Here is a 24,571-nt window from a genome sequence, read left to right as displayed (position 1 = left end):
CCACGTCACTTGGAACCCAGCTTCTTGACCACCACATCCCTGAGCACGGGAACCAGCAGGCCGACGAGCACCTTGGAAACGATGCCCATGCCCCTGCGCTTCGGAGCCTCGCTCCTCTTCGGCGAACGCCTCCGGAAAAACGACCAGAGACCGCCCAAGGCAGCCGCACCGATCGCGGCGGATTCCGTCTTGCGGGACCACTCCGGCAATGAATGCACCCAGGAAAACCGCTGGCGCGTGTAATCAATCATCTCCTCCATACCGTCCAGAATATCCAGACGGGAGGAAGCCACACGCATCAGGACTTCCTGTTTTCTTCGATCATCATCCTGAGACATTCGTAATCGGTCTTGAGTTCTTCACACGTATCGCGGAGCAGCGGGCCCGGCTTCTGCCGCACCGCGCACCCCAGCACAACCAGCCCGGCCACCAGATGGGCGCCGCCCAACAAGGCCAGGCAAGGCACATAGCCGATCTCCGGGCCGAGCCACAGCACGGCGCACACGCAGAACGACACATAGCCGACCACCAGCAAAAACGCCGCTACCACTGCCAGCACGGCACACTTCCTCGCCTGCCGGGCATACTCTCCCAGCTCCAGAACGAACAGCGACGAAAGCGCGCCCACATGAACCACCGCCGCACGGGCAATGAATCCCGCACGGGCTTTCCAGCCGGGCTTGGGAGGAGCGGATTCCTCGGAGGAACGTCGGAAAAACGAAAACATGCGCCTGATGGGTCTGCGTCGTAAGGCCGGGAAGAAAATCAGCCTTTCCCCTCATCGGAAAGGAAAGGCGGAAAATCGCCGGAGCTCCGGTTATCGGCGGCAGGAGCGGCCGATGATCGCGCCGAGGATAAAGCCTACGCCGAGCGTAATCAGCGTCGCCTTCGTCGGATTGGCGCGCACGTATTCTTCACCGGCGTGGTGCAGATCCTTGGCCTTGTCGCAAGTGCCGTTCCATCCGGCCACGGCATGCTGGCGGACGTAATCCACCTTCGAGGCGGCGGCGCGGCGGAGCTGATTCACCTTCTCGGCTGCATAGCGGCGAGCCTGAATGAAACGACCGGCAGCTTCGTCGGCATGCTCGGGAGCCACTGCGGAAGCAATGGAATGCACGGCTTCGCCGAAGCCCTTCTTGTCCGTATTGTTTTCTGTTTCCATAATGAATGAACGGTTGATTGGTTAAGCTTGTCAGGGTTTGACACCGCCTTATGCCATTTCGTTCACAGGCAGGTTCCCCATATCGGAAGTATGCACGGAAGACGCGACGAAATCAAGCAGGGACTGCCGATACTGACACACGCCGCACCAAAACCGCACGACTTCAAAAAGATTGACTTGCCAAAGCCCTCCGCTTCCGCTATACTCCCGCGGCTCATCACTTTGGAATGAAAGCAATTCTTGCACTGGAAGACGGCACTATCTTTGAAGGTCAATCCTTCGGCGCCCCCGGCACCTGCACGGGCGAGGCGTGTTTCAACACCTCCATGTCCGGCTATCAGGAAGTCCTGACCGACCCGTCCTATCGAGGACAGATCGTCGCCATGACCTACCCCCTGATCGGCAACTACGGCATCTGCGAGGAAGACAACGAATCCTCCCAGCCACACGTCCGCGGCTTCGTCATCGGCGAACTCGCACGGCTGCATTCCAGCTGGCGGGCCAATGAAGCGCTCTCCCCATGGATGAAGCGCCACGGCATCCCCGGCATCGAAGGCATCGACACCCGCAAACTCACCAAAATCCTCCGCTCCCGCGGAGCTATGCGCGCCTGCCTCACCACCGAGCTTGACGCCGCAGCAGCCGTCGAAGCGGCCCGCAACTCCGCACCGATGGAAGGCAGCGACTTCGTCCGCGAAGTCAGCACGCCGGAAACCTACCACTGGGAAGGAGAATCCCGCGCGTGGAAACTTCCGAACCCCTCCGCCGGTGACGAAACCAACTACGCCGAACTGCCCCCCGTCCAGTACCGCATCATCGCCTACGACTTCGGCATCAAGCGCAACATCCTCCGTTGCCTCCGCCAGGCCGGATTCGACGTCACCGTCGTCAACGCCAACGCCACCGCCGAGGAAATCCTTGCCGCCAAGCCGGACGGACTCTTCCTCTCCAACGGCCCCGGCGACCCCGCCGCCCTCACCGCCATCCACGAACAGATCCGCGCCATGCTCGGCAAACTGCCCATCTTCGGCATCTGCCTCGGCCACCAGATCCTCGCGCACGCCTTCGGAGCCAAAACATTCAAACTCAAGTTCGGCCACCGAGGCGGCAACCAGCCCGTCAAGGACCTCCGCTCCGGCAAGGTAGCCATCACCTCCCAGAACCACGGCTTCGCCGTTGACGATGCCTCCCTGCCCGACGATGTGGAAGTCACCCACCGCAACCTCAACGACGGCACCGTCGAAGGCATCCGCCACAAGACCTACCCCGTCTTCAGCGTGCAATACCACCCCGAAGCCGCACCCGGCCCGAAAGACGCCGACTACTTCTTCGGCGAATTCATCGAACTCATCGACAACTTCCGCGCGGGCAAATACGATGCCTGACCGCCACTCAACAAATTTAATCACACGCAACACATGAACACACTCGTAATCGGCTCCCAATGGGGCGACGAAGGCAAAGGCAAAGTCATCGACTTCCTTACCGAAACCGCCGATGTGGTCGCACGCGGCCAGGGCGGCAACAATGCCGGGCACACCGTCATCGCCAACGGCAAGAAATACATCCTCCATCTCGTCCCCTCGGGCATCCTGTGGCCGGGCAAGCTCTGCATCATCGGCAACGGCGTCGTACTCGACCCCACCGGCCTCGTCGAAGAAATCGAAGGCCTTCGTGCGCAGGGCGTATCCATCACCCCTGAAAACCTCATGATCTCCGACCGCGCCCACGTCGTCCTCCCCGTCCACCGCGACATCGACGGAGCGCAGGAAGACGCCCTCGGCGACCAGGCCATCGGCACCACCCGCCGCGGCATCGGCCCCACCTACGCCGACAAGGCACGCCGCATCGGCCTCCGCATGGCCGACCTCCGCGATCCGGAACGCCTCCTCACCGTCCTCAAACGCCGCATGAAAACGGCCAATGAAGAACTCGAACGCCTCGGCGGCCAACCCGCCGACCCGGAAGTCACCATCTCCGCCGTCACCAAGGCCGCCGACATCCTCCGTCCGCACATCGCGAACACCATCCCCGTCATCAACCAGGCCATCAAGGAAGGTAAAACCGTCCTCTTCGAAGGCGCACAGGGAGCCATGCTCGACATCGACTTCGGCACCTACCCCTTCGTCACCTCCTCGAACACCTCCTCGGCAGGCTGCTGCACTGGCACGGGCGTAGCCCCGAACAAAATCGACCGCATCATCGGTGTCTGCAAAGCCTACACCACCCGCGTGGGTGCCGGCCCCTTCGTCACCGAAGACGCCGAAATCGCCGACTACCTCCACGGCCTCGGCCGCGAATTCGGCGCCACCACCGGCCGCGCCCGCCGCTGCGGCTGGGCCGATGCCGTCCTCCTCGGCTACTCCGCCATGTTCAACGGCTTCAGCGAAATGGCCATGACCAACCTCGACGGCCTCGACGAATGCGACTCCATCAAAATCTGCACCGGGTACGAACTCGACGGAGAAATCCTCGAATACCCGCCCGCACTCATCGAAGAATGGGAAGCATGCAAACCCGTCTATGTGGAACTTCCCGGCTGGAACCAGGACATCTCCTCCTGCCGCACCTGGGACGAACTCCCGGCCAACTGCAAAGCCTACGTCAAACGCTTCGGCGAACTCATCGGCTGCCCCGTCACCACCGTCGGCGTGGGCCCCGACCGCGAACAGACCATCTTCGTGGGAGCCTGACCTCCGGCTGCACAGCCCCTTGCGAAAAACCCCGCCTGCGCACAGCAGACGGGGTTTTTCATCATCATCAAATACAAAATGCATGCCGGCTCACTCCCCGGCGTTCAGCAAACAGTTGGCCTCCTCCATCTCCTTCTTCTTCTCGGCAAACTCCGGAGCCTCCGTAATATCGGAAGCCTTGTACTGCTGGATATTGTGGATGAAATTCTCCTCGCCGTCCACCAGTTCCACATAATTCTCCTGCGGCTCCACCAGCATCTTGGAGTAATTCACATTCCCGTCCACATACCCCTTCTTGAAACTCTTCTGCGAAGCGATCGTAAACACAAGGCGCGTCACCGCCACATCCTTGCCCTCACCTTCCTCCACCTTCTCGTCCAGCCGCCACTGGAACGGCTCGTCGAACATCGACTTCCCGTCCGCCTTGTACCGGGCGTACTGCACGCCTTCACCGCACATGCGGCCCTCCTTATCCTGCCCCACGGCCACGAAACGCACCGCAAGCTCAAGCTCGCCCTTGCCGTCCAGAGCCTGCACGCCGATACCGTCGTATTGAATACTCTTGCCGGGCGTAAACCACGGCAGCTTCGCGCGGGCCTCATCCGCCTGCCTGTTCGTCTCCGTATGCTTCACGTAATAATTCTTCTCCTTCACCGGAGCCAATTCCGCAGCCGGGCGCACCTTGGACTCTCCCGGCAGCAGCATCGTCGGAGAAAGCAGATCGAACTTCGCAAACGACAGGCGATCGCCCTTGTACTCGTAGGCCATCGTCCTCTCGCGCACCTCCGAACCGGGCTTATCCACCTCCGTACTCAACACGAGCAGCTTGCCCGACTCCTTCATGCACCAGTAGTACACATCCTTCTCCTTCTTTCCGTTCTTCGTGTAATCCTTCTCCACCAGAAGATTGCCGCACATGAAACCATCGTTGTTCTTGCCGACGGAAAGGAACTTGTAGGTGAACTTGATCCGGTTATCCACCGAACCTCCGGTCATCGAATACTCCGCCTGCTCGCCTTCCGTATCGAAAGGAGTCGCGAAAGCAAGCGAAGAACCGCACAACAACAGGCCGAAAAGTCGAAAAATCATAGGCATGACAATGCCTATATCATAAGACACATAGAATGTCAAACAGATACTTCTTCTACCCCTGCGCTTTTGCCTTGGGGGGGAAAACCTTCCTCCACACGTACATGCACCCCAGGCACACCCAGTCCGTCAGCTTCGCCGTCACCCACGCCAGCCCGAGAGAAAGAACCACAAGCGCCAGCATGCACAGCGGCGCATAGCGCAGGCCGTAAATCTGATCCTTCAGGAAGAAATAACACAGGAACGAATGATTCAGCCACATCAGGCCGGAATACTTGCCGAGCAGCATCATCACGCCTTCCAGCCGCACCAGCTTCGTCAGCATCACCGAACCGACGGCCAGAGGAATCGTCGCCTGAATGAACGGATTCGCAATCCTCCACCACAGCAGGCAGGAAGCCACCACAATCACCATCACCTTGAGCCATGCAAACCGGTGATCCACGCTCACCACCTTCCGCATGAACTCAAGCTTCCCCTCATCCTGCAGAATGCGCAGCAGAAAGCCCAGCCCGAAAATGCCCCAATAGGCCATCGTCCCGTCGGCTGCCACCTCCTCCATGAACCCCGGCACGGGAGCCTTGGAAAACACGAGATAGAGAATCCACACCGTCAGCGAAGCGATGCCCCACTGCCCCCATCTGCCCAGCGCATTCAGCAGCGCGCAGATAGGATAAACGTAAAGTAGGGAAAGAATGAACGTACGGGCATACCACCATTCCCCGTTAAACCCGCCGGGATTCAGCGGATACAGCACATTATGCCAACAGAAAGAAAGGCTCCAGTCCTTCACCTCGCCGCCCACGGCATGATAGGCCGGAGGGAACAGGAAAATACACAGCAGCGCCAGCACCATGCTCGGCAGATAAATGCGGTAAAACACCCGTGCCCGTTTGAACACATCCCATGCAAGCCAATGCGGCCTCCACTCCTTCGTTCCGCCGAGCCCGAACCCCGTCACCAGCATGAACAGGGACACCGTCATGCTGCACTGGAACGCTGTAAACACATCGAAGTAAATCGTCTCGGGATGATTCACGAACGTCATCAGCCCTGTGCGCGAATGCCCGGCGGCCACAGGATCGGAACCTTTGAACCACTCCCAGGGGAAAGTCCAGACAATCTTCGCATTCTCGGGCCAGCGGGTAGGATCGCCGAACAGGTGGTGCCAGAGCATCAGCAGCACGGCCACTCCCTTGATGATTAAAGAATCACCCTTGCTGATCAATTGAAACCGATTGGACATAACCGCACGGAAGCTGGGTAGAAAATCACCTCAGGCAAGTTCGCATCGCGAGAGCCGAGAGCAACGACTTGAACCGGGAATAATCCGCCTCGCGGTCTCCGGAAACAAGCACAAAGCCGTAGTTGCCCATCTGGCGGTCTTCCTCCGCCGCATTGCGCAACCGCAGTTGAATCACATCCTCCGCATCCGTGGCACGGCCGCGAAGGCGCTGCTCCAGCTCGTCGGAGGGAATATGGATATACACATCCGCATAGCAGCGGCGAATCAGAGGATCGTCGCAGCCACGCACCTGTTCTGCGCCCTGCACGTCGATATCCATCACCACCGTCTCACCGCGGCGGACGATATCCAGAATATCGCTCTTCAGGGTGCCGTAGCAATTGCCGTGCACCGTCGCGTATTCCAGAAACTCCCCGGCAGCGACCTTGGCATGGAAAGCCTCCATCGTCAGGAAATGGTAATCGACCCCATCCTGCTCACCGGGGCGCGGAGCGCGCGTCGTGCAGGAGATCGAGTAACGCGACAGCCCCTCATCGGTACTGCGGCGGCAAAGAGTGGTCTTGCCGGAACCAGAAGGGCCGGAAACCACGAGAATAGTTCCAAGAGCGGACATATTATTCGATATTTTGTACTTGTTCGCGAACCTTTTCGAGCTCCGTCTTCGCCGTCACAATCAGCTGGGCAAGCCCTGCATCATTGGCCTTCGAACCGGTCGTATTCAATTCACGGAAAATTTCCTGGCACAGGAAGTCGAGAGGACGCCCCACCGGCTCCTCCGAATCGCACAAAGCTTCGAACTGGTCGAAGTGCGAAGACAGGCGCACCGATTCTTCCGACACATCGCAACGGTCGGCAAACAGCGCGATCTCCTTCACGATGCGCTCATCGTCGAGAGCAAGCGGCAGCCCCGCTTCCTCCAGCCTCTTCATCAGGGTCTCCCGGTGGCGGCCAGCCACGCCGGAAGCCTGCTCGAGCATCGCCAGCCGCAAAGCGCGCAGCGTACCGATCTTGCCGAGCAAATCCGCCTTGAGAGACTCGCCCTCGCATCGGCGCATCGCCACAAAGGCGGCCAAAGCCTCATCGAGCGCAGGGCTGATCGCCACCCACGCCTCCTCGGCGGAAACGGCATCTTCCGACTCCGCCTCCAGCACGCCGAAACGGGACAAACCTTCCAGCGTCAACGCCGCCTTCTCACCGCCGCACAGCTCCTGCACGCGCCGCAGCTTGGCATCCAGCAGCATCAGCTTCTCCTCATCGAGGCGCAGCTCCCCGCAGGAACCGGGCACCGACTGGAACGAGATCGACACATTCACGCGGCCGCGCGACACTGCCTCCAGCACCGCTGCACGCACCTGCGTCTCCAGCTCGGCCCACACGCGCGGCAGGCTCACCGCCACCTCCGCCTGCTTGCGGTTCACGCCGCTCACCTCCACACGAAGCGTCCTGTGGCCGCACTGGGCGCTCGCCGCGCCGAAACCTGTCATGCTATTCATTGTCCGATACTGTTGATCGTTATCACGCCTCCTTATAGGCGCGGGCGACTTCCTCCGCCAGAATCCGGATGCCGCGGTGCAGCACATCGTCCGGCTGGGTGAAGCTCAGGCGCACGCATTCGTGCTGGTGCCGCCAGCCCCTGTCCTCGGGAGGAAGGGCAAAAAAGAAATGATGGCCGGGATTCACATAGCAACCGCGCTCGCGGCACCGCTCGTACAGCTCCTGCACGGGAATCGGCAGACCGTCCATCCACAGCCAGAGGAACATGGCCCCCTCGCTCTTATGGACGTGCCAGGGCAGCTCGTCGTCGAAATACTGGCGCAGAAGGCTCTCCGCAAAGGCGGCGCGCTTCCGGTAATAGGGCTTCACCACATCGCGGCAGACCGCATCCAGCGAACCGTCCGCCAGATAGGGTTCCACCAGCGCCTGCCCCAGATTGTTCGGGCACAGCGCGGAAACCGTCACCGCATTCATCACCGTATCGATAATCTCCTTGCGGGCAATGATAATACCCGTACGGGTACCCGGCAGACCGATCTTCGACAGGCTCAGACTCAGCACCATATTCTCGTCCCACACCGTATTGCAGGGCACGGACGTAATATCCGGGAACGGCTGGCCGTACGCATTGTCCACCATCACGGGAATACCGGCAGCCTTCGCCATCGCACGCAGCATATCGAGCTCCTCGTCCGTCACCACATTGCCCGTCGGATTCGCGGGCCGCGACAGAGAAATCGCCGCCGTCTCGGGCCGGATATCCAAATTCTCGAAATCGATCCCGTACTTGAACACATGATTGCCGAGCCGCTGGATACGGGGCTTCACGCCGCGGAACAGCGACGGCCCCACCAGAGACTGGGCTTGATACCCCACATAATCGGGACACAGAGGAAACAAAATCTCGGACTTCGGAGAGCCCTCCCCGGCCAACAGATTGAACAACAGGAAAAACGCCATCTGCCCGCCCTGCGTCACCGCCACATTCTCGGGCGTAATACCCCAGCCGTACCGATCGTTCAAATACTTCACCAGCGACTGGATAAACTTCTCATGGCCGCGCGGGTGCTGGTACGAACACACCAGCGATTCGAATTCCCCCTGCTCCATGATCCTCTCCATACTGGCCCGCCACATCCGCACCAGCTCAGGGAGCATCGCCGGAGCGCCGCCGTTCAACTGGCACAAATTGGGACGACCGGAATAAATGGCCTCATACATGTCTTCCATGAGGTCATTGATACCCGTACGCACGTTGAGCTGCTGGCCGATGCGGGAAAAATCCATAAAAATCCGCGCGAGTGTAGCGCACGGAACAGCCAATGTCGAGCGCGAAAATACACGCTCTCAAGAAACGGCGGCTCCGGCGAACCCACAGGCCGCCGGAGCCGAACCGCCAGGAATCAGTTCCGGGACGTACGCCCCGTCACCTTCAAATCCCGCACCTCGTACTTCTCGCCGGGTTTCCCCTTCAGATTCATCCGCAGGAAACGGCCATGCACCTTGCCGGGATCGCACGTCGCCTTCACGCCGGAAGCCGTCTTCACGGGGGCGGGCAGCGGCGTCCATGTACGGCCTTCATCCGCCGTAATCTCGAAGGACACATCTTCCGGCAGCTTGCCGCCCACCTCCACGGATTGCAACCCGTAGAAATTCTCCAGATCCAGCCGCCACCACTCCGCACCGGAATCGCCGCAGACAAACGCCCACGCCGTAGCGGAATCGCCATCGTTGGCGAACTTGGCCTGCTCGCTATTGGCCGAGGCGATCGCCGGGCGCGTATGGCCGCACTCCACGAACTGGGCCGCGGACTTGGGATCGGTCGGCGTACCGGCAACCGGCATCCACTCCTTCGACTTACCTTCCACGAACGGCTCGGACCCCGTACAGCGGATCACCACCTCGGCAGGCTTCAGGCCGGGAGACTCCGCCTTGATGCGCGATTCGCCCGCATAATAGGAACGGAACTCGATGGCTGCCTTACCCTCGATAATCGGAATATCCTTCGCATCCGGCTTGAATGTAATCGACTTGCCCGTCGGGAAAATACCGGGGCCGGAAACCACAGTCAACTTCACCTCCGGAGTCGCATCGATCGGCTTGCCCTGCGCATCCGTCACCGTAATCGTCAAATGGGAATCGTCCGTACCGTCCGTCGCAATCGTCGTACGGTCGGCCGTCAGAGCCAGAGCTGCCGGAGTCCCCTTCTGCGGCCATTCAGGCGGGGCAATCTGCTTCAGCTCATTGCGGTACCAGTACCACGCACGGAGCGGCAGGCGGAAATAATCGATAAAGCCCATCCTGCCCATCGACCCGGCAATACTGCCGTGGTGGAAACCGCACCACAGCACCTCGCCGCTGCGCCACGGAAAACGCTTGCCCTCCACATAGCCGCGGTTAGAGGCATACTTGCCCGGGCGGTTGCTGATCACGGAACCGTACTCCGCCACAAGGCTCGGCAGCGTCGGCTTCATCTCATTCGCACCGTCGCCGTTATACCCGGCCAGATCGCCGATCTTGTCGAACCCCTGCCGCTGCACCCCGCCGACCGCCGCCGGACGGGAAGGATCAAGCTCCCGGCTGTACTCGATCAGCCGTTGCGTACAATCCTTCGCCTTCTGCATCACCGAACCCTCGGTAAAGAAAATCTCGTTCCCCATACTCCACGTCACCACCGAAGGATGATTGCGGTGCACCCGGATCATATCCCGCAGAGCCGCCTTCAAATTCGCTTCGAACTCCGCCTGATCCTTCTCATTGGGAGGATACGCGCTGCAATCCCAGTAACCGTCCTTCTTGAAACCGCCGATCCCCCAGAACACGCCCTCGCTCCAGAACAGAACACCGTGCTTGTCGCATGCCGCCGTGAATGCCGGATCATGCGGATAATGGGAACCGCGGATGAAATTCATCCCGGAATCCTTAATCATCTTCACATCGCGGTCGAAATCGCTATTCACCGCCGCATCACCCCATCCGGCACGGTCCTGATGCACATTCGCACCGATAATATAGTAAGGCTTGCCATTCAGGAAAAAGCCCTTATCCTTCGTAAACTCGAACCAGCGAATGCCGAACGGCGTCTCGAACGTATCGCAAACCTTCCCGTCGCGCACCACCTCCGTCACCGCCTTATACAAACGCGGAGAATCGGGATGCCACAGCTTCGGCGATTTCAACGGCGCAAAATCCTGCACCCACTCCTTCGACTCGCCTGCCTTCATCTCGATCGGCATACTCATCGTCGCCACCTTCTTGCCCTCGGGATCGAGCAAAGTCGTCTTCAGAGAACCCTTCACCGCCGTCTTGGCATCATTCTTCAGCTCCGTCGCCACACGCACCGTCGCGGCATCGTCGCTCACCTGCGGAATCGTCACGAACGTCCCGAACCAAGCCACATGCAGCGGATCCTTCGCCACCAGCTTCACATCGCGGTAAATACCGCCGCTGAACACATGCTCCCCGGCGCGCGGAGGCAGCACCGCATTCCACATATTATTCACGCGCACGGCAACCAGATTCTTGCCCGGCTTCACGAAATCCGTAATATCGAACTCGAACCCCGTATAACCGCCGCGATGCTTGCCCACGAACTTCCCGTTCACATACAGCTCGCACTCCTGAAACACACCCTCGAAATCGAGAAACACCCGCTTGCCCTTCCACGACTGAGGAATCGTCACATCTCGGCGGTACCAGCCGTAGCCCACATAAAAACGGCTATCGCCCCAGTAAGGCGTCGAAAACGAATGAGGCACACTCGCAGGAGCCCACTTCGAATCGTCGAACCCCGGCTTCTCCGCTCCGGACAAATCGCCCAGCGTAAAACGGTAATGATTATTCATCAACTGCTCTTCCCGCGCAGCCAATGGAGAAACAAGCGCGACAGCCAAAACGGCATGGAGCAACCTGACGGAATTCCGGCGATGATACGAATACATCATATCGTCATATACGCCGCAGCATTCAAAAACTATCAAAAAATTTAAACTTTTCGCACATCCTGGAATCTAGCCGCAAAACACCGCAATAAGACCAGCACTTATGCTCCGCCCCCATCTTGACTTTTTCGGACAAAGCCTGCTAATGTCGGATGTGAATTTCTTCATCACTTCCTCCATGTCTCTCAAAACCTGTATCACCTGCCTGCTGGCCGTCCTCGGCATAACCTGCTTCCATGCCTCTGCATCGGAAACCGACACCCGGGACGCCTACCCCTGCGACGGCGCAAACTACGCCCTTTATTCCGCCGAACGCCCGCCCCTCCTCCCCATGCCCCGGAGCATCGCATGGAAAGACCGTTCATCAGCCCTTGCAACCGTCACCATCCAGACGCCCCAGCAAACGGCCGACCCGGCCCAGATGAAACACATCCTTGCGGAACTCAACGCATACCTGAAAGCCCACGAAATCAAAACCGCACCATCCGGAGCATACCCCATCCGCTTCACCCTCATTCCGGAATGGCCGAAATCCATGGAAAACAGGGAACAACCGCCAGCGCTCGGAGACGACTCCTACCGCATGAGCATCACCCCGCAAGGCATCGACATCCAAGCCGTCAACACCCGGGGCTTCTACTACGGCCTCCAAACGCTCAAACAGCTCATCCTCCGGCGCGGTGGAAAAACGACCGTCGCCCATTGCTCGATCGAAGACTGGGGCGCCTTCCCCATCCGCGGAGCCATGAACGACATCGGCCGCAACTACATGCCCATGGACATGCTCTACGGCATCATCGACAAAATGGCTGCCCTCAAACTCAACACATACCACTTCCACTGCACGGAAAACGAAGGATGGAGACTTGAAAGCAAACTCTACCCCTCCCTCACGGAAGCAAAAAACATGACCCGCTTCCCCGGCAAACATTACACGCAGGAAGAATTCCGCCGCTTCGTCGAATATTGCCGCGTACGCAACATCATGGTCATCCCCGAAATGGACATGCCCGGCCACTCCGCCTCCCTCCGCCGCGCATTCGGCATCTCTGCCATGAACGACCCGCGCATGACCCGCATCCTGACCGACCTCATCAAGGAACTGTGCAGCCTCGTCCCTGCGGAAACGATGCCCTACATCCACATCGGCACCGACGAAGCGCACGGAAAAGAAGAACAGGTCGACAACGCCACCCTGACCGCCTACTTCCGCACCGTCGAAAAATGCGGCCGCAAACCCGTCCGCTGGCACCCCGGACTGGCCCCCAAGGGATACAAAGGCGCCGTCCAGCAGCTCTGGACCGAACGCACACTCAAACGATGCTGGCCCGCCCCCGGAGGAGAATACATCGACTCCATCGAAACCTACCTGAACCACATCGACCCCTTCACCGTCGCCTCCACCATGTACTTCCGCCGCATCTGCCCATTCCCCCAAAGCAAGGGACTCGGCATGATCCTCTGCTCATGGCCCGACCTCCCGATGAACGCCTCGGAAGAACACCTCACACACAACCAGTTCTATTCCGGCATCGCCTTCGTCAGTGAACCCATGTGGAACCCGCCATTCCCACGCGTCGAAGGAGACCCGATGAAAGACAGCCACATGCAATACCATGCCAACCTGCCCGCCCGCGAAGACCCGATGCTCGCCAAATTCGCCGCCTACGAAAACCGCGTCCTCGCCATCCGCGACCGCTTCTTCCGCAACACCCCCTTCCATTACGTCCGGCAAGCGCAAATCCCGTGGAAAATCATCGGCCCCTTCCCGCATGAAGGAAACGTCGACCGGATATTTCCTCCCGAAAACATCCTCCGCACGGGAAACATAGAACCGCAATACGAACACAACGGCAAAACATGGGCATGGCACCCGCAAACCTACACGGGGGCCACCGTCATCTTCAAACAGTACTGCGACTTCCCGACCCCGTTCAACGGCCAAAAACCGGGCGCGCGCGCCGCACAGAACTCCACCTACTACGCCTACACCTGCATCCACTCGCCCAAAGCGCAAAAAGTCCCCTTCTGGATCGGAGCCCATACATGGGCCACCTCCGACTGGCGCAACGGCCCCGTCAGCGTACCGGGCAAATGGTACCACTCGAACCCGCGCTTCTGGATCAACGGCAAGGAAATCCCTCCTCCCGCATGGAAAAAACCGGGCAACAACGGAGCCATGATCGATGAAAACTACCACTTCCGGGCTCCCGTCTCCATCGACCTCAAAAAAGGATGGAACCTCATCTTCATCAAAAGCCCGAACAACCCGGACACCCGCCGCTGGATGTTCACCTTCGTCCCCGTCCAATGGGACCCTCAGCATCCGGGCTGCAACATACGCGAATATCCCGGACTGGAATACAGCATCGACCCGGCGGCTTCCTCACCGGATGAAAAACAGCAACATCCTGCCACAAAAACAACCAACAAATAACTGGTAGAAAGACACTTGCAAAGTCATACACCCACATCCGCCATTGAACGGAAACGGCGGCAGAATCGTCTCACCCGATGAAAGAAGCAGACATGAACATCATCATCGACAAAGCCGATTCCCGCGGCCATGCAAACCATGGATGGCTCAACACCAGCCACACCTTCAGCTTCGCGGACTACTACAACCCGCAAAGAATGCACTTCGGCGCCCTGCGCGTCCTCAACGACGACACCGTCATCCCGCGCAGCGGATTCGACACCCATCCCCACAAAAACATGGAAGTCGTATCCATCCCCCTGAAAGGATGCCTCCGGCACGGCGACAGCCTTGAAAACAGCCACATCATCGAACCCGGGCAAATCCAGGTCATGAGCGCAGGAAGCGGCATCTACCACAGCGAATACAACGCCAGCTCCGACGAAAACCTCGAATTCCTTCAAATCTGGGTCATCCCCGACCAGACCGACACCCCGCCCCGGTATGCCGACTACGACATCCGCCCCCTCCTGAAACACAACGAAATCTCCACCTTCATCGCCCCCGGCACCGCCATCGCCCTCCGCCAGCAGGCATGGTTCTCATGGGCCGAACTCGACCGGGGAACAACCTGCACCTACCGCCTCAAAGGAAAACAAACGGGCGTCTACATCTTCGTCATCGAAGGAAGCATCGCCATCGACGAAACGGAAGCCCTCCTCGACCGCAGGGACGGCGCAGGCATCACGGACATCGACGTACTCACCGTCACTGCCCGCAAACCCTCCACCATCCTCCTCATCGAAGTAGCCCTCTGACATCCTCACCTCCTGCACAAAGGGAAAATGCCTTTCGGACATTAAAGATCGACAGATACAACCTTCTCAGCCTGATTCCGAATAAGAACCAGCTTCACCGACTTCCTGCCGGACAACGCCGAAAGCAACGCATTCACATCACGCACATCCTTTCCATCCACACGGACGATCACATCATCGGCTCGCCCGCCTTCTCGGTAAAAAGAAGCCCACGCATCCGTTGCCAACACAAGCACACCGGCCTCTCCGGGCAAACCATAGGCCGACACATCCCCCATCCCCCTGATATTGCGGCAGGTCACACCTAAAAACTTCACCTGCACGGCATTCGGATCCTTTTTTACAACCACAGGCTTGTATTCCGGAAAAACGGGAGACTTCGCCAACGCCTTCAAACGGGGAGACACCACGCCGAAACTCGCCGGAAAATCCTTGAACCCGAACTGCAATGCGGGGGAACCCTTCCGGAGACGGTAATCACCCAGCTCCGGAGCCATAAACATCGCATCCCCGGCAATCGAGTCCTGATCGCGTTTCGACTGCTCCTGCAACCCCGCCGCAGGGCGCGTCCCTGCCAGCCCCGGCACATGCACGAAATTCTTGTCCATCCGTTCGCCCCACGGAGATGAAGGCATCCCGCCCGCGGGGAAATAACCGTCCACGAAGAAAATATTGTACTCCACCACATCGCCCGACCTGCCGAACCACACATGCGGATGCAAACCGTTATTCACAATCACATTGTGATGCACTTTACGACCGAACCCTTCACGCAGCTTCAACCCGCTGGCCAAAAGAAGATTATTGTAAATCTCATAATTGCCGGAACCGTCATCCAGATCGATATCCCAGCCGTGATCGCAACGCCAGCGGCTATTGCGGATCACCGTCGGCTTCACGGCATCCAAAAAGGGAACATCCTTGATCTGCTCCCAATCCGACGCCTGATTCATATTCAGCCCCTTCAACTGCCAGAAACGGTCGCGGCCCCACGAATTGAACGAACCGTGATCGGAAGTCTCCAACACCGTATCGAACACATCGCAACCGTCGATCACATGACCGCCCCAGCAACCGTCTCCGATATTGATCCCGGCACGGGGCACATCGTAAAGCGAACAATGAAGCACACGAACCCCCTGAGACATCGCAATCTCCACCGGAGCAGACTGCTTCTCGACCCGACCTGTCCTCGTAATCAGGCAATCTTCCACCGTACAATCGGAAGGAAACGCATTACCCTTCGGACCGGGCGTCTTATCCAGATTCTGCCATGAAAACCTGCCACCATCCCTGAAATCAAGCGGGCAGCGCACCGCCGACCTATCTCCTACGAATGCCACGCCATTCCCGCCCACATCTTCAATCAGGCAGGACTTCACCAAAACCTTCCTGTTATACCCGTCCACAAACACCGCATCGCCACCCAGCCCATTGAAATCGCACGACTCCACCGTACAATCCTCCGTACCAGCCAGCAGCACGGCGCCGTTGCGGTAAATCGTCCAATCGCTACGCAACAGCGGCTCCTTGTTCTTCAGGAACGTCCGGTCCGTCTGCGTCAGCACCAGCCCCTTCAGAGCCACCCCGCGCACGGGCTTCTCCTCCTCCCCCCGCAGCTCGAACAAACGCTCCAGCCGAGTCGCCTCCACTCGCGCCTTATTCAAATCCGTCCCAGCCTCCGGATACACATACAGAACACCCTCCTTCTTATCCAAAAACCACTCACCGGGTACATCCAGCTCCTCGAACACATTCTCCACAAAACGGAACTTGCCATGCGGAGCGGAAGGACGATTATTCTGCCAACCTCCAGCCAGCTTCACGGAACCATCCGGTTTCTTCCCCTCAATAATATAATGATGGCCTCCCCACAGGCGGCCGTGCAAAGCATGTAAAAAACCACCTTCGGGATCCTTCCACCCAGCAACCCTCTTGGGAGCCACCGCGTCCGCAGCATAACCGTTGAAAATACGCTCCTCCGGATTCGCATTGGGATAGCGTGCCATCCGGAGCTGCTTCCCGTCCACAAACAGGCAATCCGCCTTCAACCCGGCAGGCGCTTCCGCCTGCATAATCCCGTCGCGGAACGGCTTCCATTGCAGCGACAAAAGCTGCGCCCCGCTCACCACTGCCTTCCCCGCATGCACCGCCTCGATCGTCAGCCCGGAATCCTCGGGAGAAAGAACAAGCGGCTCCTGCAAATAAAAAACACCGTCCAACAACCGGATCGTATTCCCCTTTCCGTCTCCGGAGCCATGCTTCCGCACCTGATCTCGTGCAGCTTGCAACGTACGCATCGGCTGACTCTTCGCACCGGAACGGGAATCGTCGCCATCGGGCGAAACATACACATCGGCAGCAACGGACCAGCCACCCATAAACAGGCTGCAACACACGGACATCGGAACAAGAAAAGAATCGGCGGACATAAGAAGTACCAACATAATGGCATATCATCTACGCAAAGCAACATCAAAACATATCACACCAATCCAAAAAATCCTTTGAATAATAACAAACAAAAAAACAACAGCAACCCCTTCGACGAGATAGAAAAAGTAAACCGCTTCCGTACTTCACTTAAACACGACTTGATCAAATGAAACCATACATCACCTCATACGCCGCCACCCTCATTTCCTCCTGCCTCACGGTAATGGGTACACTCTCTGCTGCACACTCTCAGGAACCGCCGCCACGGACAACCCTCCGGCTCGCAGAAGGAGGAACCACCGAATACACCATCCTGACCCCGGACAAACCGTCCGGCATCACCCACTCCGCGGCGGACGAACTCGCCTTCCATCTCAAGCAAATCACGGGAGCCGAATGGCCCGTCAAACAGGAACAGGCACGCGCGGACCGGCCGGAAATCCGGCTGGAAATCACCGACTCCGACCCCGCCGTCCCGCAAAACGCCCAAGGCTACCGCCTCTTCACAGAAGGGGACGACATCGTCATCCGCTCCCGCAGCCCCCACGGCCTCCTCTACGGAACCTACGCACTCCTCGAAGACAAACTCGGCTGCCGCTGGTACACCCCTGATGAAACACTCATCCCCCGCCGCGAAACGCTCCGGCTCTCCCCCTTCGACACCTCAGCCTCCCCCGCCTTCCTCTACCGGGACATCTACGCGGCCGACGTCTTCCGCGACCGGCAATGGGCGCAGCGGCTCCGGCTCAACAGCGGCACATTCCGATGGCCGGACAAACCCACCGACCACCTCTACAACTACATGCCCGGATACTCCTGCCACACCTTCGAGCACCTCGTCCCCCCCGACAAACACTTCAAAACCCACCCCGAATACTACGGCCTCGTCAACGGCAAACGCGACAAAAACCTCCTCTGTCTCAGCAACCCCGCCGTCTTTGAAACCGCACTCGCCACCCTGCGCGCCGACCTTGCCCGGCACAAGGAACGCCCCTGCATCGTCTCCATCTCACAGAACGACTGCGGAGGCTGGTGCCAATGCCCGGAATGCACCCGCATCATTGCGGAAGAAGGCGACGGCACCGGACTCCTCATGCGCTTCCTGAACAAATTCGACAACGCCCTTCAAGGAGAAAACGTCACCGTCCACACCCTCGCCTACCACACCACCGACATACCCCCGACCAAAACGAAACCCAACCCCGGCATCATCATCCAGCTCTGCCCCATCGGCATCTGCTACGGCCACTACCCCGAAAAATGCTCCCATTCCGGCAGCGAAGGCAACATCGCCTTCGAACGCAAAATCAAAGGATGGTCGGCCATCCACGACAACCTCTGGATCTGGAGCTACCACATCAACTTCGCCCACAGCTTCCAGCCCTTCCCCAACATCCACACCCTCCCCGCCTACATCCGCTACTTCGCCGACCACAAAGCCAAAGGAGTCTTCGCCCAAAGCGACGCGGGACAACGCGCCACCAGCCTCAAACGGCTCAAACACTACCTCCTTGCCAAACTCCTCTGGAACCCGCAAACGGATGCCGACGCCCTCACGCGCGAATTCCTCGAACACTACTACAAGGAAGCCGCAGCCCCCATGGCCGAATACCTCGCCGCACTTGCAGCCACCATCGAAAACACTCCCAACCTGCACACATGGATCTACGATGCACCGCACTCCCGGTACCTGAGCAACGACTTCATCGAACAATCGGAAAACATCTTCGCCAAAGCGCTGGAAGCTGCGAAAAACAACCCCGTCACACTCAACCGCGTCAAAATCGAACAACTCTCCATCCAGTACCTCATCCTCACCCACTGGCTGCGCGGCAACCTCAACCGAAGCAACGAAGAAATCCTCAAAATAGTCGATGAATTCGAAACCGTCTGCCGGGAAAACAACATCACCGGACTCTCCGAACACGATTGGAAAGACGAACAACGCCTGCAATTCATCCGCGACATCCGAACCAAAGCCGGAGCACAACCCGGCAACTGACCATCGGCCCATTGCCTTCAACCACCTCCTTCAGGAGCCGGAGCAAAAGCCCCGGCTCCTTTGCATATCATCGGAAAAGAACGGCAAAAAATGGAAAAAACATCAAAAACGCGATTTTTTTCGGACGCTCCCGCCATTCAAACGTTAATCATACAAAAGACGGCGACAGAAACCACCGCCGCCAAACGCCATGAACCACCTCTACAAATATCTGGGAGCAGCAGCATACTCCATCTGCATCCTCACGGCATGCAGCGACAACGACGAATGCAAAGACTGCCAAAACAAAACCGTCACCACCACGGAATCCAAACACCTGCAAGGCAACTACGACCTCCAGAAATACTACATGCAGCGTAGTGAATACAACCTCTTCTACGTCGTCCCCTCCGGAGGCAACGGCCGATTCGATGGCGGAGCCTTCCGCTGGGACATCGACAAACTCTGCATCACCGCTCCTGACACCGTCTGCGTCTACATCGGCACCGCCGGAGACGTCGTCCAAAACGGAGCCTACTCCCTCAACACCGCTACCGGACAAGTCGAAGGCCCCCTGCCCAACCCCGAAACCTACCCTTGGATCGACGCCCAGCAATACTACGACCACCAACTGTAACGACAACCGCATGAAAACCATCATCCGAACCACCGGACTCCTCGCAGCGGCGCTCCTCCTTGCCTCCTGCGGCAAAGACGACGACGAATACGACGACCACTACCACAAGGGTGCCTCCACCAAACACCTCATGGGCAACTACGACCTTCAGCAGGACTACTCCTCCGACGGAAGCGGAGAAATCTTCTACGTCGTCCAGAAAGGCGGCGGAGCAGGCAGAAACGACGGAGGCGTCTTCCGCCGCAACGTCAGCCAAATCACCGTCGTCCCGCCCAACGAAGTCTATGCCTACATCAACCATGGAGGCAACGTCGCCACCGGAGCCTACAAACTCGACGCCAACTCCGGCGAAGTAACCGGCCCTCTCCCCGAGCCGGAACAACACCCGTGGATCGACGCATGGGAATTCTTCTACGACTACCTCTAAGCGCCCTGCGCCCCGACACCATCCCTACCCCCATGAACGGCTCCGGCACACATCCGGAGCCGTTCATCGCTTCATAGCGAACGAGTGCAACCTCTTGACACATCCGCAGACCTGCCGTTTAATACCCCCACGCACATGACACCGCCGCCCTCAACAACAGGACCCCCTGGCCGTGAACCGGAAATCGGCGCCTACTTCGGACTCGAACTCCCCTCATACGGCAACATCCCGCAAAACCGCCCCGGCCGCAGCGTCATGCTCAACTCCGGTAGAAACGCCCTCGAATACATCCTGCGCCACCTCCCCGGCATCACGCGGCTCCACCTCCCGGCCTACTCATGCCCCTCCCTCCTCCAGCCCCTCGCCCGCCTCGGCATCCCCCACACCGCATACCGCATCACCCCCCGGCTCGAACTCGAACAACTCCCCCGCCTCCGGCCAAACGAACACATCCTCTACATCAACTACTACGCCCTCAAAGAACACTACATCGACACCCTCGCAGCCCACTACGGCAGCCGCCTCATCATCGACAACAGCCAATCCCTCTACTCCCCTCCACGGCCCGGCATCCCCGCCTTCTACAGCCCCCGCAAAAACTCCGGCCTCCCCGACGGAGGAATCGCCGTCCTCGACCGCCCCACCCTTCAACTCACCGAACGCGACACCTCCTACTCCGCAGCCGGCTACCTCCTTCAACGCCTCGAACAAACCGCCGAAGCCGCCTCCCCTGCCTGCGAACAAAGTGAACGCCGCCTCGACAACCTCCCCATGCGCCGCATATCCCTACTCACGGAACGCCTCATGCACGGCATCGACTACGAAACCGCACGCCGCATCCGCTGGGAAAACTTCACCCATCTCCACAACCGCCTCCGGGACTACAACAAACTGCCCATCGACACCTCCTCCATCGCCACACCGTACTGCTACCCCCTGTGGACCGGACTTCCCGGCCTTCGAAACCACCTCATCGACCACGGCATCCTCATCCCCCGGTACTGGCCGGAAACCGCCTGCGACACGCCGCCCGGCAGCACCGAACGCCAGCTTGCGGACAACCTCCTCCCGCTCCCTGTCGACCAGCGATACACCGCCGAACACATGGAACGCATCATCCGCATCGTCACGGACTACTACGCCGCCTGAAAACCGCCGCATGCACAGGCAAACGGCGGCATCCCAGTGCAGCGCCCCCGTCAAAGCGGGCACACCTTCGCATAATTTGCCCGCGACTCCTCAATCGGAATCGGCGTCTTATCTGCACCCAGAGCCACGTAAACCAGCTCTGCCTCCGTAATCTTCGCCACATTATTGCACATCTTCGGCATACGCTCCGCAAACACCTCCACGCGCACCGTAATCGACGTACGCCCCACCTTCACGATCTCCGTATAAAACGACACCACATCCCCCACCATCACCGGAGCCTCGAACGTCAAACTGCTGATCGCCCGCGTCACCATATACTGGCTCAAGGCATACCGCATCGCCGTACTTGCCCCGGCAAGGTCCACCTGGCTCATCACCCAACCGCCGAACACATCGCCGTGCTGATTCGTATCGGCAGGCATCGGTTCAACGCGCAACGCCGGCATCCGGCCCTCGGGAAGCATAATATGTTCGCTCATAAAACTGGAATCATTCTACAAACAACACATCAACCTGTAAAGCACAAAAACGAACAACAACCGAACAGTTCGAAAAAAGAAACATCAGCTCTCCGGCCCTTCCCGCCCGGCAACCGATCCAACACTTCATACTCCTGCAAACCACAAAATGGAAAAGCCCCTCATCCGTTAAGATGAAGGGCTTTATTGGCTCCTGCGGTTGGGGTCGAACCAACGACCTAGTGATTAACAGTCACCCGCTCTGCCACTGAGCTACGCAGGAGTTGCGGGCAGGAGTCTACATGAACCGACGCACGCGTGCAAGCTTTTTTTATAAAAAAAACGATTTTTCTTCCCGGCCGGGCATTCCCGGCACATCATGCAACACGGTAAAACATCTTCAACAGGAAAAAACTGAAATTTCTCCGATGCTCCATAACGTAGAATCAGCATGAAAATCAACATACATGCCTCCCTGCTCCTGCTTGGCCCTCTCCTCCTCGGCGGATGCAACCGCCATGAAAACGAAAAAACCGCGGACACCCCCGCTCCCACCCCGGTACACATCGTCGTCATCGGATCGGATGGCTTCAGCGCCGAAACCCTCCGGAACCATCCCGGCAGCTTCCCACATATCGAAGCCATGATGAAAAACGGCTCATTCACCTTGAAACACCGCTCCGTCCTCCCCTCCTCCAGTGCGGCCAACTGGGCATCCATGCTCATGGGAGCATCCCCCGAACTGCACGGCTACACCACATGGGGCAGCAAGCATCCCGACCTTCCGCCCCGGGAAACAGGCAGCTACGGGCGCTTCCCGGGCATCTTCGGCCTCATCCGCTCGGCCACCCCCAATGCAACCACAGGCTACTTCTACAACTGGGAAATCATGGACTGCCTCTTCGACAAAGGAAGCGAAACCCTCAGCAAACAGGGCAGCGACACCGCCATTGCCAAGGAAGCCATCCGCTTCATCCGCGAAAAACAGCCGACCCTCACCTTCATCGCCTTTCATGAACCGGACACAACCGGGCATAAAAACGGATGGCTCTCCCCAGAATACATGAAACAGGCCATGGCAATCGACCGCTACGTCGGCGACATACGAGCTGCAGTCGAACAAAGCCCCATCGCCAAAACGGCATACGTCATCTTCACCGCAGACCATGGCGGACAAGCCAAAAACCACGGCGGCAAAACCATGGCGGAAATGGAAGTACCATTCGTCATCACAGGGCCGGACATCCGGAAAAACCACGAAATCCGCGAAAGCACCATGATGTACGACACCGCCGCCACACTGGCAGACCTGCTCCGGCAAAAACGCCCCCAAGTCTGGATCGGCAGACCGATCCCCGGCATCCGGGAATAACCCGGCCTCTCGCACCTCTCGTCGGAGCCACACCCTCGCCATCCTGACAAAGAAAAAGCCCTTTCCTAGGAAAGGGCTCGTAAAATGAATGGTGGGTAGGGAAGGATTCGAACCTTCGAAAGCATAGCTAACAGATTTACAGTCTGCCCCCTTTGACCGCTCGGGAACCTACCCACTTGCACTTGGTGCGACGGGAGTCTACACAAGCCTCTCCATTTTGGCAAGCTAAAAATCGTAAAAATGAATTATTTTTCCACGAATGTCATTTCTGCCTGCCGGCCTTCCACTGCCTCCACACCGGAACCAGCAAAACAAAACCGCCCAGAATAATGCCGAACGACAGATACTGCCCCCGCGTCAGCACGCCCCACATCGCCGCATCAGGTTCACGGTAACACTCCGTCAAAATACGGCCGAACGCATACAGGAAGCAGAACAGGGCGCAGAACAAACCGTGCGGAGCCTTCGGGAAACGCAGGCGAATCCACCACAGAATCAGGAAAATGAACAAACCCTCCGCCAAAGCCTCAAACAACTGCGAAGGATACCGGGGATGCAGCACATTCCCCACCGTCTCCCTCACCTGCGAATTCTCACGCACCTGATCGATCAGCCATTGCACCGAACCGCCTTCATACTTATCCGGCACCTGGAGCCCCATCTCATGATGCAACGTATTCAGCACGGGCACCACCTTCTCCTGCATCTCCTCCACGGAATACAACTTCATCTCCTCGGGAAAACGCATGGCCAGAGGATTATCCGCCGACGTCATGCGGCCATACAACTCACCGTTGATGAAATTGGCGACACGACCGAAAAAAATCCCGACGGGAGCCACAATAGCCAGCCCGTCCATCGTCGCCAACCAGCTCAACCGGTGCCTGCGGGCATAATACCACACAAACAGGCACACGCCGAGAATACCGCCATGGCTAGCCATCCCCCCCTCATTCACCATCACCGCATTCCACGGATGCTCCATAAAAGAGGACAACCCCTCGCGCGGAATCATGTAAAACAGCACATACCCCAGCCGTCCACCGATCAGAACCCCGAAAATCGCCGTCAGCGTCACAAAATCGGCCAGCTTCTCCTTCGGCACAGGATAAAGCTCGCGCTTCGACAAACAAAACAGCAAATAATACCCGACCACAAAACCGAGCAAATAGGCCAGCCCGTACCACCGCACGGCAATCGACTCCGTAATGTGGAAAATAACGGGATTCAGATCATGCACATAATTCAT

Annotated in this window: 21 protein-coding genes and 2 tRNA genes; 9 read left to right on the top strand and 14 right to left on the bottom strand. The window is 58.5% G+C overall.

What is annotated here, in order from left to right; genetic code table 11:
- Nucleotides 1-5: 5 nt before the first annotated feature.
- The 3 genes from PYTT_RS13410 to PYTT_RS08865 form a co-directional block, all read right to left on the bottom strand.
- On the bottom strand, nt 6-338 hold the full coding sequence (locus PYTT_RS13410) for a hypothetical protein (RefSeq protein ID WP_176712528.1): 333 nt from the start codon (nt 336-338) through the stop codon (nt 6-8).
- Nucleotides 299-727, bottom strand: a complete 429-nt coding sequence (locus PYTT_RS08870; protein WP_067777769.1) for a phage holin family protein — start codon at nt 725-727, stop codon at nt 299-301. Before PYTT_RS08870 ends, PYTT_RS13410 begins: the two co-directional genes overlap by 40 nt.
- 90 nt (nt 728-817) lie before the next feature.
- On the bottom strand, nt 818-1,162 hold the full coding sequence (locus PYTT_RS08865) for an ElaB/YgaM/YqjD family protein (RefSeq protein ID WP_067777768.1): 345 nt from the start codon (nt 1,160-1,162) through the stop codon (nt 818-820).
- A gap of 227 nt (nt 1,163-1,389) precedes the next feature.
- On the opposite strand from PYTT_RS08865, the gene carA reads away from it, so the two are divergent.
- Both carA and PYTT_RS08855 read left to right on the top strand, forming a co-directional pair.
- Nucleotides 1,390-2,547, top strand: coding sequence for a glutamine-hydrolyzing carbamoyl-phosphate synthase small subunit (gene carA, locus PYTT_RS08860; protein ID WP_067777767.1), 1,158 nt, complete (start codon nt 1,390-1,392; stop codon nt 2,545-2,547).
- Nucleotides 2,548-2,580: 33 nt separating this feature from the next.
- Complete coding sequence (locus PYTT_RS08855) at nt 2,581-3,855, top strand: adenylosuccinate synthase (RefSeq protein WP_067777766.1); 1,275 nt, start codon at nt 2,581-2,583, stop codon at nt 3,853-3,855.
- Between the two features lie 90 nt (nt 3,856-3,945).
- Here the strand turns inward: PYTT_RS08855 and PYTT_RS08850 are convergent, their stop codons facing one another.
- The 6 genes from PYTT_RS08850 to PYTT_RS08825 all read right to left on the bottom strand — a co-directional run bounded on the left by PYTT_RS08850 (nt 3,946) and on the right by PYTT_RS08825 (nt 11,529).
- Nucleotides 3,946-4,950: a hypothetical protein gene (locus PYTT_RS08850; RefSeq protein WP_141675911.1), complete on the bottom strand. Its 1,005-nt coding sequence runs from the start codon at nt 4,948-4,950 to the stop codon at nt 3,946-3,948.
- A gap of 49 nt (nt 4,951-4,999) precedes the next feature.
- Nucleotides 5,000-6,190 carry an acyltransferase family protein gene (locus PYTT_RS08845; RefSeq protein ID WP_067777764.1) on the bottom strand — a complete coding sequence of 397 codons (1,191 nt, stop codon included), beginning with the start codon at nt 6,188-6,190 and terminating at the stop codon, nt 5,000-5,002.
- A gap of 25 nt (nt 6,191-6,215) precedes the next feature.
- Complete coding sequence (gmk, locus tag PYTT_RS08840) at nt 6,216-6,803, bottom strand: guanylate kinase (protein ID WP_067777763.1); 588 nt, start codon at nt 6,801-6,803, stop codon at nt 6,216-6,218.
- Nucleotide 6,804: 1 nt separating this feature from the next.
- On the bottom strand, nt 6,805-7,683 hold the full coding sequence (locus tag PYTT_RS08835; protein ID WP_067777762.1) for a YicC/YloC family endoribonuclease: 879 nt from the start codon (nt 7,681-7,683) through the stop codon (nt 6,805-6,807).
- Nucleotides 7,684-7,705: 22 nt separating this feature from the next.
- Nucleotides 7,706-8,971: a valine--pyruvate transaminase gene (locus tag PYTT_RS08830; protein WP_067777761.1), complete on the bottom strand. Its 1,266-nt coding sequence runs from the start codon at nt 8,969-8,971 to the stop codon at nt 7,706-7,708.
- 116 nt (nt 8,972-9,087) lie between these two features.
- Complete coding sequence (locus tag PYTT_RS08825; protein ID WP_223196367.1) at nt 9,088-11,529, bottom strand: glycoside hydrolase family 2 TIM barrel-domain containing protein; 2,442 nt, start codon at nt 11,527-11,529, stop codon at nt 9,088-9,090.
- Nucleotides 11,530-11,803: 274 nt separating this feature from the next.
- On the opposite strand from PYTT_RS08825, the gene PYTT_RS08820 reads away from it, so the two are divergent.
- Both PYTT_RS08820 and PYTT_RS08815 read left to right on the top strand, forming a co-directional pair.
- Nucleotides 11,804-14,062: a family 20 glycosylhydrolase gene (locus tag PYTT_RS08820; RefSeq protein ID WP_172801798.1), complete on the top strand. Its 2,259-nt coding sequence runs from the start codon at nt 11,804-11,806 to the stop codon at nt 14,060-14,062.
- Nucleotides 14,063-14,154: 92 nt separating this feature from the next.
- Nucleotides 14,155-14,859, top strand: coding sequence for a pirin family protein (locus PYTT_RS08815; RefSeq protein ID WP_067777949.1), 705 nt, complete (start codon nt 14,155-14,157; stop codon nt 14,857-14,859).
- Between the two features lie 41 nt (nt 14,860-14,900).
- On the opposite strand, the gene PYTT_RS08810 is transcribed toward PYTT_RS08815, so the two are convergent.
- Nucleotides 14,901-17,306: a PDZ domain-containing protein gene (locus PYTT_RS08810; RefSeq protein WP_083077079.1), complete on the bottom strand. Its 2,406-nt coding sequence runs from the start codon at nt 17,304-17,306 to the stop codon at nt 14,901-14,903.
- A 155-nt stretch (nt 17,307-17,461) separates the two neighbouring features.
- Between PYTT_RS08810 and PYTT_RS08805 the strand changes: the two genes are divergently transcribed.
- The 4 genes from PYTT_RS08805 to PYTT_RS08790 all read left to right on the top strand — a co-directional run bounded on the left by PYTT_RS08805 (nt 17,462) and on the right by PYTT_RS08790 (nt 21,489).
- Nucleotides 17,462-19,297, top strand: a complete 1,836-nt coding sequence (locus PYTT_RS08805; protein WP_067777758.1) for a glycoside hydrolase family 20 protein — start codon at nt 17,462-17,464, stop codon at nt 19,295-19,297.
- Between the two features lie 190 nt (nt 19,298-19,487).
- Complete coding sequence (locus PYTT_RS08800) at nt 19,488-19,913, top strand: hypothetical protein (protein ID WP_067777757.1); 426 nt, start codon at nt 19,488-19,490, stop codon at nt 19,911-19,913.
- Between the two features lie 10 nt (nt 19,914-19,923).
- Nucleotides 19,924-20,340, top strand: a complete 417-nt coding sequence (locus PYTT_RS08795) for a hypothetical protein (RefSeq protein ID WP_067777756.1) — start codon at nt 19,924-19,926, stop codon at nt 20,338-20,340.
- A 135-nt stretch (nt 20,341-20,475) separates the two neighbouring features.
- Nucleotides 20,476-21,489: a hypothetical protein gene (locus PYTT_RS08790; protein ID WP_067777755.1), complete on the top strand. Its 1,014-nt coding sequence runs from the start codon at nt 20,476-20,478 to the stop codon at nt 21,487-21,489.
- Between the two features lie 50 nt (nt 21,490-21,539).
- Here PYTT_RS08790 and PYTT_RS08785 read toward each other — a convergent pair whose 3' ends face one another.
- Both PYTT_RS08785 and PYTT_RS08780 read right to left on the bottom strand, forming a co-directional pair.
- Nucleotides 21,540-21,971, bottom strand: coding sequence for an acyl-CoA thioesterase (locus tag PYTT_RS08785; RefSeq protein ID WP_067777754.1), 432 nt, complete (start codon nt 21,969-21,971; stop codon nt 21,540-21,542).
- A gap of 187 nt (nt 21,972-22,158) precedes the next feature.
- Nucleotides 22,159-22,233 (bottom strand) — tRNA-Asn (locus PYTT_RS08780).
- 168 nt (nt 22,234-22,401) lie between these two features.
- Between PYTT_RS08780 and PYTT_RS08775 the strand changes: the two genes are divergently transcribed.
- Complete coding sequence (locus tag PYTT_RS08775) at nt 22,402-23,322, top strand: alkaline phosphatase family protein (RefSeq protein ID WP_067777753.1); 921 nt, start codon at nt 22,402-22,404, stop codon at nt 23,320-23,322.
- 89 nt (nt 23,323-23,411) lie between these two features.
- On the opposite strand, the gene PYTT_RS08770 is transcribed toward PYTT_RS08775, so the two are convergent.
- Nucleotides 23,412-23,496, bottom strand: a tRNA-Tyr gene (locus PYTT_RS08770).
- An 88-nt stretch (nt 23,497-23,584) separates the two neighbouring features.
- A complete protein-coding gene (lgt, locus tag PYTT_RS08765; RefSeq protein WP_176712527.1) occupies nt 23,585-24,571 on the bottom strand; it encodes a prolipoprotein diacylglyceryl transferase in 987 nt (328 codons plus the stop codon).

The organism is Neoakkermansia glycaniphila, assembly GCF_900097105.1.
GTDB classification, from domain to species: domain Bacteria; phylum Verrucomicrobiota; class Verrucomicrobiia; order Verrucomicrobiales; family Akkermansiaceae; genus Akkermansia; species Akkermansia glycaniphila.
Note: the sequence above shows the minus strand (reverse complement) of the source record. Positions and strands in the feature narration are given on the sequence as shown.